This is a genomic window from Desulfosarcina widdelii, assembly GCF_009688965.1.
Classification (GTDB): Bacteria; Desulfobacterota; Desulfobacteria; order Desulfobacterales; family Desulfosarcinaceae; genus Desulfosarcina; species Desulfosarcina widdelii.
The window spans coordinates 2136664-2148842 of the sequence record NZ_AP021875.1 but is presented as its reverse complement, the minus strand read 5'-3'; the positions used below and the strand labels follow the sequence as shown (position 1 = coordinate 2148842).

Genomic DNA, 12179 nt, shown 5'->3' with positions numbered 1-12179 from the left:
GAATCCAATCGGAAAATCGATAATTGACAGGAAAAACAATTGATATAGCCAAGGCGATGATTTTTCTTTGAGCTTTGATAGCCGTTCACAGATTTTTAAATTCCCCTATTGACAATTTCGGCAATACAGTCTATTTTCTTCTTTTACAAATTGATGCGGGGTGGAGCAGTCTGGTAGCTCGTCGGGCTCATAACCCGAAGGTCGTAGGTTCGAATCCTGCCCCCGCTACCATAAAATAAATCAGGCACTTACAAGGAATTGTGAGTGCCTTTTTTAATGCTTTCTAATTTAATACCCAACATTATACCCAACAATAGCGCTAAAAATTTAAGTAACTCAGAGTGATTCCAAAGAAATGGATCGTTAAAGTAGGGTAGGGCAACCCTCGAAAAAGGGAATAAATCGAAATGAACCCAAGTATTTCGAGGTAAAGGACCAAATGAAAAAACGCAGTTAGCTGTGAAAAATGAGGAAATGTTAGCTTTTCGCTAAACTCTTTGAGTCTGCTCTCCAATCCACCCCATCACCAACCCCACCACAAACCCGATTTCATCCTCTGTCAACGGCCGTCCTTTTTCAATCCCGAACTATTTCCAAAGACGCCCCCGGCAGCAGGTGGCGGTCGCATGTTGGGCAATAAAAACAGGATGGCCCCTCATCGGCGTCCGTTTGCCATCATTCTTGGGAAACGCCGGTGCTAATCTTCGGTGATGAAATCAAAGGCGTGGGATCGGATGGTGTCGATGCCCTTGCTCTGGATGTATTGATGGTCCTTGTCTGTCAATTTGAACCGGAAGCGGAATTTGGATTTTTTCAGGGCGGTGAGGGCTTTGGTGATTTGGTCATTTAAGGATAACAGACATTACATTATGTATGAGAGATTAAGCAATCGGGGGGATACCGGCAGCCTCAGCTAATAACTGTGAATACGCCCTTAACGTTGTTTGCAATTCGGTAAGAATGCCTCTCAACTCTTCGTTGTGTTCCCATTTCATTTCATGATCTGCTGGAGAAACGGCCTGCCCACGCTGATTTTCATACGTCATCAGCAGGGGATGCCACTTTGCAAGGACAGGTCGGATTGCGGAATTCAGAAGGGTGACAGCAATGCTACCGAAGGACCACTTACCACTCCCTTTTGGTGTGGCTACGACTGGACCATAACTTCGTAGAATACGCCTGGTCTCGCCAAAAAGTTGATACAAGGAAGTCAAAGCCTCCCGTAGTAACCCTTCTCCCGGCTTAAGCTCCTGGACGGCAATGCGGGTTACAAGCTCAACATACAATTCCCAGGCAGCTTGCTGCTCGCTCTCGTCGGGTTGCCATTCCCCTTGGATATCCAGGAATGGAGTCTTGATTGTGGCGGTTACCTTCTTGAGGCCTGTTGGGGCAGCCATTTTTACCTCTCTATGATGAGCTGCGTTTCATCTTAATGTCGTTGTTATCAATTAGACTTTTCCTTGATGAATTCTGGGCAGCCGCTTCAATATTTGCCTTCAAGGTATCTGGATTCCCATCCCATACCATGAAATTGGCAAACCCACTTACCAAATTCTTATAGAGACGATCCGGAACAATATTTTTCCCTTCATAATTTTTAGCACAAGAAGGAAGTGCAATCCCTAACAAACCATGGCCGTGATGTAGGGTGGCATGGATCTCCCAATCCACCCACCTTCTCTTCCACGTTTCAGAGCCGCAAAGAACGATGGTCACCGATGTCCCGAATATGTATTCTTCCCTGATCTTCCTATTTAAATATTCAGAATTGGTGCTGTCAATTTTACGTTCCACTGAATTATCGTAAAAAAGATCAAAATCGTTCGAATACACAAATGATAGATGATTATACCACGATTGATCATTTTTGTGGTGGTAACTAATAAATACCTTGCGTTTAATTGGTTCCACATAGGGGAACAAGCCTCCCAAACCCAACTGACTACTTGGATGATAGCCCATAATCCTCCTTTATCTTTGACCAATATCAATTTTTAACCGTCGATGGAACTGATCGGCGGATTTAATATCTTGATATGTGGCACGGCTTTCGCTGAATGCGACACTATTGTCACGCTTGTAATTCTCGATAAATTTATTCAGATCATACTGACTTGATAGGATTGGCCATTTTGAAAGATATTGAGGCAAATTTACGTTGGTCGCTTTGTAGGATGAAATGCGTCTATCTGATTCAGTAGCAACACCAAGCTCGAATGGAACCCACCATGATCCTTGCGTATATTCGGATGCAACAGCCATCATATGGCTGCATTGGCTAATTCTCTTCAAAATGACATTTGTGATATCATCAGTGGATTGAAGAGCGTCATCGAGTTTGTCAATATAGCACTTCACGCCTCTATTCGTGAGATATTGGTGAACTGTCAAAGCACGTTCGGTATCAATACTCCGATGAGAAATAAATACGGGCATTAATCATCCTTTCGGCGGGTAGGGGTCTTTCTTATAGGTGTGTTCAGTCTGAATCTTTCCATCCTGGCCATGAATTTTGATTTGGCCGAGGGGTTGGTTCTTTGCAAGCCCTTTTCCCCTGCTGATAGCATCCGATTTTCTGTCAAAGTGGCCTGAAGCCCTTTGATTGCCTTCCTTCTTGACATCCCAACCGCCACCGGAGTTGGGGGTAATATGATACACGCCTCTTCTTGCCATTGGTCTGTCCTTTCTGATTGGTTAGAACGATATATCAGTACGGGGCTGAGGGGATTTTCAGGAGAGATGACAAATGCAGATAGCGACTTCAGTACCCCGTTATGGGTATTTCCGCATTATAAATAAGCACAACATGTGGAAGTGTCAAGCGACATGATAACAATATATTGTTTTATTAGGAATGGTTATTGATTGGTTTGATGTAAAAACCGATGATTACCACCGCTGACACTCTGTATCCGTCGCAATAGATAGAAAGTAACTGTTGATCTGATCCGGCTTCCTCCATTGGCTGCCGGATCATTTGTCCAAAAACAGATGCCACCTCGGGCTAATTACTGCAGCATCCCCAAAATATTCCCGCCAACCCGTGACAGCCGAAAACTGGATTCCGCCGACAACTCACTCCATTGTGCCGCCCTGGTGTATGTATTGACGACAGCAAAGATATTGGTACCCTGGGCACCACGGCTGATCTCATTAAGGCAGAGATCGAAACGTTGTATCCGACCATTCATTTACGCCACTGAAGAAACTCACCTATCAGCTGGTATCCTTTTAACTGGCGATTGATTTCAACTTCTTCGATTAGACCGTATGATTTCAGAACTTGTAGTAGGCTTTCGATCAGATCAGGATAATCTTTTTCTTTTATAGATCCTATCGCATTGGCATCCTCTCCCCAGAGAAGCGTCCTGGCGATTGTCCGTGAATCCGAGCAACTTTTTAGCTTCTTGCGCTAAATCAGAATCCTGTTCCAGCATATAAGTCAGTGCGGATACCGCCAGGACGGTTGTCGCCGAAGAACGACCCTCACCACTTAATCCTGTAACCCTGATTGCATCCCTTCCCCTCGCCGCGTGGGAAACACCGCAATTCAAACAAAACCTGAAACTGCCTGGAATGAACCATCCGTGATTTCCACCGCCGGTAAGTTTTCCACTTGGTTCAGCATACACGCCTTTGGGCTGATATTTCTTGAAATTACTTTTTAAACGAATGGTTCCTCTGATTTCTTCGATCCAGTTTTCGGGATAATTTTCGATTACAGCATCGTCCCATACATGATCCTGATCAAACATAAAAAACCCAAAATCAGAATCTTCCTCATCATGGGACCGATCATCTATATCCCGAGGCGTCAAATGGGTCTCCCCATTTTTAACACCGTACCAAACTGGATGATATTCTTGCCCGCACTGGCGGCAAAAATGGACGCTGAAAAATCGTTTGGAACGGTCACCAGGAAGGTATTGCTGGCCAGACAAATCAAACTGACGATTCCCCACAGGCTCTAAAGTTGAAAAAAGGGTATTGGCCCCGGAAATAAACTGGTGCAATCGGAACGCAAATAATGGGTTGCCTTTATTATCACGGCATTGGTAGGCGGTGAGTAGGAAATCGCGCAAGAACGTTTCGCACGTTTCTGCTGGAAGCCCACTATCATCGGACAGTTTTTTGGATGCATCCTGAATGGTTTGCGGCCGAGTTCGAACCCATCGATCCTCCTCCTTCTCAATTCCCAGGGTCAATTCAATCCATGCAGACACCGGATGTTCCCGTAATTTCTTGAAAGATAGTGATTCTGCAATTCCTGCATGGATGGATGAGGAGAGAGTTGTGCCTAACGGTTTTTCGGTATGCGGTGTTTGTCTTTGCAGGGTTTCCGTGATGATATTTTCAGGCTTTACATCCGTTCCAAACATTTTGCTGGCTACTTCAGCGATAGCTTCATTACGCGCCTGTAATGTTCCTTCACTCGCCATGGTCGCCGAGGTTCCTATGCACTGAACATCTGCATTGAGGGCCTCCCTGACCCGTCGAACAAGCATTGCAACGTCCGCCCCTTGTCGTCCGCGGTAGGTATGCAATTCATCTAAAACCAAGAAGTCAATTCCCTTAGCCGCTTTCATGATGCTGCGGTCCAATTCGTCCTGGCGGGTCATCAACAACTCCAGCATCATGAAGTTGGTCAAAATGATGTCAGGCGGAGTCGCCGCCATGGCATGACGTTCTTCTTGGCTCTCCTGGCCAGTGTATCGTCCATAAGTAACAGGCTTATTTTCATTATAGTGTCCGAAAAATTTGTCCAGCTCCTCCTTTTGGCTGTTAACCAACGCGTTCATTGGATAGATGATAATAGCTTTGATCCCAGTCGAAGAATTTCCTTTTGTGTTGAGTATGCAGTCAACAATAGGCAACATGTAGGCTAAAGATTTGCCAGACCCGGTGCCAGTCGTTAAAACGTAGCTTTCCCCTCGCTTGGCAATCTCGATTGCATCCATTTGGTGTTTGTAAAGCTGGGCGGACACACCAGGGGAATTTGGATCTCTCCCAAATCGAAAAATTTCCTGACATGTTCGATGTAGCTTCCCTTGAGAAACGAGCTGCTCAACTGTTTGACTGGAGACAAACGATGGGTTTAGCTGAATGAGTGGTGCTGGCCAATAATAGCCTGAGTCATATCGGTGTGTTACATATTGTTTGATGTCATCTGCTTTGATTTTTGTAAAGCTGGTGGTGAAGGAACGATAATTGGCTACAATGTCATCGCGGTATTTAAAAACATCCATATCATGATTACCTGTCGCTTCACTGGATTAGTTGGAGTGCATAAATATCAATAATTTTTTTTCATAGGTGCCTAAACCGATATTTTATTAAATGCTCTAAGAATAGATTAACAAACCATTTGTACATCATGCCTTAACATGGAATCGATGGTCCGTTATGAAAATTACCCCAAAACACTTTTTAGGAATAATTCATTGAAATGTCAATGATTTTGGTGTTTTTCGATGGCTTTAGACTTATGGAAATCTGTAATTCGGCAAATTTTTTTCAATTTGAACCGATGGGTAAGTTTGATATCATCCATTATGAGAACGCATAATCCTCGCAAATCTCAAATCACGAATTTCATATCATAGACCTCCCGGATTTATGATCCTGCCGATCTCTTTTGATTTTAAACATAACAATCACCTATAACCAACTAATTTCTTGACACAATCACCACGCCAGGGCTATTCTGCCCAAAATCCTCTCTTTCAATTCCCACGCAAACCCACAATCAGGAACGCCGAACACGTGAACAAGCTTGAGCTGATCCAGACCTTAAGAGACGCCACCTACCTGTCAAAAACACAAGCCGCCACCGTTGTGGATATCTTTTTCAATGGAATGGCCGACGCGCTGGCCAAAGGAGACCGTGTTGAAATCAGGGGATTGTGTTCGTTTTTCGTCAAGGAATACGATGGATACACCGGACGGAACCCAAAAACCGGTGAGCTGGTCAAGATCAAACCGAAGAAGCTGCCGTTTTTTAAAGCGGGGAAGGAGTTGAAGGAGCGGGTGGATAGGTAACGGGAAAGGAAATGAATTCTATATTCCAGATCAAAGGTGATTCTTGATGCCAATACCAAATTACCAAGCTTACATGGAGCCGTTACTAAAAACCATTTCCTTACCGTCTCCCGATCCAGTAAGAGGGTTGCCGGTGCGAGGTGTCTCCAACTCCAAAATCGAACGCAACGCAGTGATTATTTAAATAACAGTTGTAATTTGATTATTTTTACTTGACAAAACTAAATAGTGGGCGCGTTGATTCTCCACCAGAGAAACGATCACCAGGAAAAACCTTATGACCGATCTTTACTCGCTTTCCTATCAAATCCATGGTGGCTTCTGATGGGTCGATATCAATCAGGTTTCCGGCGATCCAGGCACCTTCATCCAGTTCAATCATGGCTATGGTATAGGGCGCTTCTGCTTCTTTTCCTTCAGCAGCAACATAAGTTGTCGTGAAGGTAACAATTTTTCCCATACCAGACAACTCAACAACTTCAAGGTCCACGCCGGCACACTCCTGACAAACCATTTTAGGAGGACATGTAACAGTTCCGCATTCCTTACAAGACAAGCCCAACAGCCTATTTTTTTTAAGTGCGCTATTGTATTTTTGAAAACTCAAAACCTGCTCCATTTTAAACTCCTTACGATGCTTAATTATTCAGCTCTCAACACTATATTCACAATCACACCGTCACCGCCAAGGGTATCGACTAGTCCAACTTTGGCACCCTCAACTTGGCGACTTTGGTCGACCAGTTCCCCTCTCAATTGGCGTGTAATTTCATATACTTGAGAAGCACCAGTCGCACCGATGGGGTGTCCCTTCGATTTGAGTCCACCTGAAATATTAATCGGTATTTTACCACCGATTTTGGTCTGTTCCTTTTCCCAAAGTTCCCCTGCCTTTCCAAATTCTGAGAATCCAAGACTTTCTGCAGCAATGATACTTGCAATGCTGAAACAATCGTGAAGTTCACAGACATCAATGTCTTCCGGTTTTACTCCAGCCATATCGTAAGCCTGTTTGACCGAAACCTCTCTTGCTTTCAAACGGGGTAGAGCTTTATACTGAGAACTAAGTTTTCCGGAAGAGGCTTGCCCGACACCAGCAATATACACCGGCTTATCAGTCAGTTTTTTGGCCGCTTCCTCGGAGGCCAATACAACAGCGGCTGCACCATCTGAAAACGGGCAACAGTCCAATAATTGTAGTGGGGTGGAAACCATGAAACTGTTCAATACCTTCTCGACGGTTACCTCTTTGCGAAACTGTGCATGAGGGTTGTTAAGGCCATACTGGTGGGATTGCACAGTTACTTGTGCCATTTGTTCCTTCAGCTTTTCCAGTGGCAAGTTGTATTTATCCGCATACAAATGCGTAAGCAGGGCAAAGAAAGCTGGAAAGGTAAAACCCGCCGGATATTCATACCGGGAATCATGGAACATTGCAAAAGTTCGCGTCGCCAAAGGGGTTCCCATTGTAGTCGCTTTTTCAACACCACCGACCAGGACGATATCGTAGAAACCGGAAGCAACCCACAGGAAAGCATCCCTTATGGCCATGGTGGCCGAAGCGCAAGCGCCTTCAAATCTACTGGCCGGTACGTTAAAGCACCCTATGTTGTCAGCAAGATATGATTGGATCATCCCTTGGCCCTCGGAAAAATCTCCAAGAACGTTACCGCAAAATATTGCCTGGATATCTTCCGGTTTCAAATTTGAGCTGATGATGGCATCCATAGATGCTTCTGACATTAATTCGAGCTGTGTTTTTGACGAACCTGCTGTAAAATCAGTGTGGCCAACACCCACAACGGCAACTTTTCTCATCATGCCCTCCGCAATATAACCAATTAAAAATCAATCTAAACGAAAATCGCTATTTTCCACTGAACACTGGAGATCTCTTTTCGATAAAGGCCCGCATGCCTTCTTTCTGGTCTTCCGTTGAAAAAAGAAGTTCGAAACATCGTTGTTCATAGGAAAGCGCAGAGCCAAGATCCATATTAATCCCATCGTTTACAGCCATTTTGGCCACTTTTAACGCAAAGGCCGGTTGGTTTGCATATTTTGCTGCTATTGCTTCAGTTGAATCCAACAACTCTTCAACAGGGACCACCTTGTTAACGAGGCCAATACGATGTGCCTCCTTAGCATCGATAGGAATTCCGGAATAAATCAACTCCTTAGCCCGGCCTATACCGATAAGCCTTGGCAGACGTTGAGTGCCTCCACCTCCAGGAATGACACCAATGTTTATTTCTGGAACACCAAAAAATGCATTTTCTGCCGCAATGCGAATATCGCATGACAGTATCAATTCACATCCGCCACCCAACGCTACCCCACTTACTGCTGCAATGACCGGTTTTTCGAAATTCTCTATTTTATTAAAAAGGTGGTGAACTCGTGAAACGAACCGATGAGCCTCAACCGGTGTTGATAGATTGCTGATTTCTTTAATATCCGCCCCTGCTGCAAACGCCTTCTCTCCTCCGTGAATAATAACAACAGATGCATCTTCATCTGCGGCAACATGATCAAAAGCCTGTCCGAGCTCAGCAATCACTTCACTGTTGAGCGCGTTCATATACTTTGGACGATTTATCCCAATTAATACAATTTTTTGTTTTTTCTCATAGTTGAGTGTATTTAAGTTCATTGCAAAGGTCCTTGTCATTGAAAAATTTATTACGCTCCCATCCTAATGGCTGAATCCAGCCGAATTGTCTCTCCGTTTAAGATTGGATTTTCAATAATCTGCGTTGCCAATTGTGCAAACTCTGAAGGTTTGCCTAGCCTTTTTGGAAATGGAATCGAGGCAATCAGAGATTGTTGCGCTTTTTCAGGCAGACCGGCAAGCATCGGAGTTTCAAACAATCCTGGTGCAATCGTCATTACACGGATTCCATGATTGGTAAATTCCCTGGCGATAGGAAGCGTCATCCCTACAATGCCTGCTTTGGATGCCGCATATGCTGCCTGTCCGATCTGACCGTCGAATGCTGCGATAGACGCGGTGTTAATTATCACGCCCTTTTCACCATCCAAGTTCGGTTCATTTCTTGTCATTTTTTCAGCAGCAAGCCGAATAATATTCATTGTGCCGATCAGATTGATACGAATGACCTGATCAAATGTTTTGATGGCCATTGGACCATGTTTGCCCAACACTTTGGAGGGTGTTGCAACTCCGGCACAGTTTACTGCAATATGAATCACACCGAAACGGTCCATAGCCATATCAATTGCTTGTTGTACCGATTTTGGATCCGTTACATCGGTTTTACAAAATAACGCAGCCGCACCGAGATCCGATGCAATCTGATTTCCCCGGGTTTCATCAAGATCCAGGATTACCGCATTGGCACCTTTCCCCGTAAAATTTCTTACACATCCCTCTCCGAGTCCGGAAGCGCCGCCGGTAATCACAACAGTGTGTCCTTCGATTTTCATTTCTCTCCTTCTCTTTTTGGCGTGTTTAGGTGGTAGAAAAAACTGGCTGGCTCATATTTGCATAAAAATTTGATAAGGGGAGCCAATTCATTGTGTTGGAGCATTATCGCAAAGAAGGTCTCCCATGGAAATTTTACTTCACATATGTTTTGACATCAATTGGAAATTGTTTTGCTTTTTTTTAAGTTGATTAATTTTACGAACGACTGTAGAGTGGTGAACCTCAAGTTTCTTGCTGATATCCCGAACCGATTTAAATTGTTTCTGCGCTTCCTTGAAAATAGCCTGCTCCAGCAACTCATGCGCTTCTTTCAACGGAATGAGCCTCAATATATTTATTTCTATCTTCTGTTTAGCATTTTCATCATTTTTTTTGTCTTCCAGGAGATGAATTGAATCGATTACATCTGTATCGGTTAATACCACAAGCTGCTCGATGAGATGCTGCAACTCTCGGACATTACCAGGCCAATCATATCCCAACAGCTGATTGTAGGCCGCATCGTTGAGTTGTTTATCCAAATTGTACAACTCATTGTATTTTTGCAGAAAAAACATGGAAAGCGGGATGATATCTTTCGGCCTTTTTTTGAGTTCCGGTATATGGATGGGAATAACACATAGCCGATAGTAAAGATCTTCTCTGAAGTCTCCTTGATCGACCAGCTTCTTAATTTCCCAATTTGAAGCAACGATGATGCGAACATCCGCTTTGTGTGGACGGGTGCCGCCAAGCTTGTAAAACTCTTGGTTTTGCAAAAATCGCAATAGCTTCGCTTGAAGATTCATCGGGAGGCTATTGATTTCATCTAGAAACAAACTTCCTTGATCAGCCGCCTCGATCAGCCCGATTTTTCCTTTTTCGACCGCACCGGTAAACGCCCCCTTTTCGTACCCGAACAGTTCGGATTCAAGCAGACTTTCTGGAATGGCAGCACAATTTACTTTTATCAAAGGGCGGTCAGCACGTGACCCCATACGATGGACAATTTCGGCAATAATCTCTTTCCCGACGCCGGTTTTCCCTGTAATCAGCACATTGGACGTTATTCTGGCCGCTTTTAATGCCAAGCGAACCACCTGCTCCATCTTGGGGTCCGAAATCACGATATTGGGGAAAGCTTCCCTTACCTCCTTCCACTCTTTCATTTCCCTGAATGCCGGATGCGGGGAGGTTACGACATCACTTTGTTGAGTTTTTTGATCACCATAAAGGATGATTAAAGTTCCAAAATACTTTTTTTCTATGAGAATGGGAAAATACTCTAAAATACCCTTAAAGCCGGCCTTGTTATAATGATAGCGTACCGGGACATTCCCCCATACGTCGGCCGACTGCGGGATGACCGAAGATATTTCCTTTAATGGAATGGTACCTGTCTTTTTTTTATCGGTTTGGAGGGTATCTTCGAATTTTCGATTCTGGTAAAGCAGCTGCTCATCTTTTGACAAAATCCCTATGCCCGGCTCAATTTGGTCAAAGATATAGTTATAGACCTCCAGTTCCTTGATAAGCCCGCCAATTACATCGGCACGGGTCAGCAGGCCGATATATTTATCCTCGGAATCCAGAACAAAGCGGTCTACTGGAAAATAGGCGGCGTTATGAATCGATTCCTCCCTGTCGATCGTATTAAGCCTGTGGCGCACACAACATTCCGGAACCATATCATTCTCTTTATCAGCAGTTCGTACCAGATAACGAATCAGCCTGAAGACATCCAGGGTCGCCGTTGCATGCCCCCTGCTGTCTATGATCGGGACCTCCTGGAAAGAGTGCTTCGTAATCAGGTCACAAACATCTTTTAGAGTATCGCCGATTTTAAGGTGATGTACGCGTTTAACGTTTCGGATGGCATCTATCGATAGCAATGATTCCACCTTTCTTTTTTATTCAGCAACCTTTGAATATGGGAACGCGCTTTTCAAGATAGGCAGTAATTCCCTCTAAAAAATCTGATGTTTGACAACTCTCAATGCCTTGTTTGAGTTCTTCTTGCAGAGCAACCTTCATTGGAAGATTTCGCCCCTGCTTGACGAGTTTTTTTACAGCAGAGACGGTTATCGGTGAATTTTCTGCGATCTTGTGGGCGATTTTTGCTGCAAACGGAATGAGATCTTCCAGCGGTTTAATAAAATCGACCAATCCCAGTTCATGGGCTTCCCGGGCCTTCATCTTTTCGGAGGTGAATAAATAGTAAAGCGCCTTTCCCTGTGGAATCAATCGTGGAAGCCTCTGGGTCGTGCCCCCTGCGGACACGACACCGAACTTGCATTCAGGGAATGTAAAGGTTGCCTCCTCGTTGGCGATCCGGATATCGCAAACCATTGTCAGTTCGCAGCCGTTTCCGGCGGCATGACTGTTGATCGCGCAGATTAACGGTTTTGGGAAATGGTCGATCATCCTGAAAGTCTTATGAATTTTTGAAATGAAGTCGCGTCGACCCGAAATGTCTTTTCTCGAAAAGATATTTACATCGACGCCGGCGACAAAGGATCGTGAACCTTGGGCGGTTAAAATTACGGCACGAACATTTTCCTGATCCTCTACAATTTCAAAGGCCTGCTGCAGATCATCGAGGACTTTTTCCGTTATGGCATTCACCGGTGGATTGTCTATGGTAATAGTTGCCACAGATTCATTCTCATCGACTCTGACAGTTTCTAAATCATAGGATCTCAAGGCATGCCTCCAT

The 12179-nt window shown here is 44.4% G+C and carries 12 protein-coding genes, 1 tRNA gene and 1 pseudogene; 2 read left to right on the top strand and 12 right to left on the bottom strand.

Annotation, left to right across the window (positions count from 1 at the left end; all coding sequences use genetic code 11):
* Nucleotides 1-154: 154 nt before the first annotated feature.
* Nucleotides 155-231, top strand: a tRNA-Met gene (locus GN111_RS10105).
* 356 nt (nt 232-587) lie between these two features.
* Here the strand turns inward: GN111_RS10105 and GN111_RS34410 are convergent.
* From GN111_RS34410 to GN111_RS10075, 6 genes and pseudogenes are all read right to left on the bottom strand, one after another.
* Nucleotides 588-784: pseudogene (locus tag GN111_RS34410) on the bottom strand (DUF4186 family protein).
* Nucleotides 785-881: 97 nt separating this feature from the next.
* Nucleotides 882-1397 (bottom strand): hypothetical protein, encoded by a 516-nt coding sequence (locus GN111_RS10095; RefSeq protein ID WP_155303642.1) that lies wholly within the window; start codon nt 1395-1397, stop codon nt 882-884.
* Between the two features lie 10 nt (nt 1398-1407).
* Nucleotides 1408-1962 carry a TIR domain-containing protein gene (locus GN111_RS10090; protein ID WP_155303641.1) on the bottom strand — a complete coding sequence of 185 codons (555 nt, stop codon included), beginning with the start codon at nt 1960-1962 and terminating at the stop codon, nt 1408-1410.
* Between the two features lie 9 nt (nt 1963-1971).
* Nucleotides 1972-2436, bottom strand: coding sequence for a toll/interleukin-1 receptor domain-containing protein (locus GN111_RS10085; protein WP_155303640.1), 465 nt, complete (start codon nt 2434-2436; stop codon nt 1972-1974).
* A 3-nt stretch (nt 2437-2439) separates the two neighbouring features.
* A complete protein-coding gene (locus GN111_RS10080) occupies nt 2440-2673 on the bottom strand; it encodes a DUF2188 domain-containing protein (RefSeq protein ID WP_155303639.1) in 234 nt (77 codons plus the stop codon).
* Between the two features lie 632 nt (nt 2674-3305).
* The gene (locus GN111_RS10075; protein WP_155303638.1) at nt 3306-5246 is read right to left on the bottom strand and encodes a DEAD/DEAH box helicase; all 1941 of its coding nucleotides are present in this window, start codon (nt 5244-5246) and stop codon (nt 3306-3308) included.
* Between the two features lie 517 nt (nt 5247-5763).
* On the opposite strand from GN111_RS10075, the gene GN111_RS10070 reads away from it, so the two are divergent.
* The gene (locus GN111_RS10070; RefSeq protein ID WP_155303637.1) at nt 5764-6039 is read left to right on the top strand and encodes an HU family DNA-binding protein; all 276 of its coding nucleotides are present in this window, start codon (nt 5764-5766) and stop codon (nt 6037-6039) included.
* Between the two features lie 208 nt (nt 6040-6247).
* Here the strand turns inward: GN111_RS10070 and GN111_RS10065 are convergent, their stop codons facing one another.
* From GN111_RS10065 to GN111_RS10040, 6 genes are all read right to left on the bottom strand, one after another.
* Entirely contained in the window at nt 6248-6658 is a 411-nt protein-coding gene (locus tag GN111_RS10065) for a Zn-ribbon domain-containing OB-fold protein (protein ID WP_197740522.1), read from the bottom strand.
* A gap of 23 nt (nt 6659-6681) precedes the next feature.
* The gene (locus tag GN111_RS10060; protein WP_231715711.1) at nt 6682-7860 is read right to left on the bottom strand and encodes a thiolase C-terminal domain-containing protein; all 1179 of its coding nucleotides are present in this window, start codon (nt 7858-7860) and stop codon (nt 6682-6684) included.
* A gap of 46 nt (nt 7861-7906) precedes the next feature.
* Nucleotides 7907-8689 (bottom strand): enoyl-CoA hydratase/isomerase family protein, encoded by a 783-nt coding sequence (locus tag GN111_RS10055; RefSeq protein ID WP_155303636.1) that lies wholly within the window; start codon nt 8687-8689, stop codon nt 7907-7909.
* A 29-nt stretch (nt 8690-8718) separates the two neighbouring features.
* The gene (locus tag GN111_RS10050; RefSeq protein ID WP_155303635.1) at nt 8719-9483 is read right to left on the bottom strand and encodes an SDR family NAD(P)-dependent oxidoreductase; all 765 of its coding nucleotides are present in this window, start codon (nt 9481-9483) and stop codon (nt 8719-8721) included.
* A 138-nt stretch (nt 9484-9621) separates the two neighbouring features.
* A complete protein-coding gene (locus GN111_RS10045) occupies nt 9622-11355 on the bottom strand; it encodes a sigma 54-interacting transcriptional regulator (protein WP_155303634.1) in 1734 nt (577 codons plus the stop codon).
* 22 nt (nt 11356-11377) lie between these two features.
* Nucleotides 11378-12166 (bottom strand): enoyl-CoA hydratase/isomerase family protein, encoded by a 789-nt coding sequence (locus tag GN111_RS10040; protein WP_170302207.1) that lies wholly within the window; start codon nt 12164-12166, stop codon nt 11378-11380.
* Nucleotides 12167-12179 lie beyond the last annotated feature (13 nt).

What these genes read in the sequence shown, in the direction of transcription:
- GN111_RS10095 (WP_155303642.1), bottom strand. Translation starts at nt 1,397, where the DNA reads ATGGCTGCCCCAACAGGCCTCAAGAAGGTAACCGCCACAATCAAGACT.
- GN111_RS10090 (WP_155303641.1), bottom strand. Translation starts at nt 1,962, where the DNA reads ATGGGCTATCATCCAAGTAGTCAGTTGGGTTTGGGAGGCTTGTTCCCC.
- GN111_RS10085 (WP_155303640.1), bottom strand. Translation starts at nt 2,436, where the DNA reads ATGCCCGTATTTATTTCTCATCGGAGTATTGATACCGAACGTGCTTTG.
- GN111_RS10080 (WP_155303639.1), bottom strand. Translation starts at nt 2,673, where the DNA reads ATGGCAAGAAGAGGCGTGTATCATATTACCCCCAACTCCGGTGGCGGT.
- GN111_RS10075 (WP_155303638.1), bottom strand. Translation starts at nt 5,246, where the DNA reads ATGGATGTTTTTAAATACCGCGATGACATTGTAGCCAATTATCGTTCC.
- GN111_RS10065 (WP_197740522.1), bottom strand. Translation starts at nt 6,658, where the DNA reads ATGGAGCAGGTTTTGAGTTTTCAAAAATACAATAGCGCACTTAAAAAA.
- GN111_RS10060 (WP_231715711.1), bottom strand. Translation starts at nt 7,860, where the DNA reads ATGATGAGAAAAGTTGCCGTTGTGGGTGTTGGCCACACTGATTTTACA.
- GN111_RS10055 (WP_155303636.1), bottom strand. Translation starts at nt 8,689, where the DNA reads ATGAACTTAAATACACTCAACTATGAGAAAAAACAAAAAATTGTATTA.
- GN111_RS10050 (WP_155303635.1), bottom strand. Translation starts at nt 9,483, where the DNA reads ATGAAAATCGAAGGACACACTGTTGTGATTACCGGCGGCGCTTCCGGA.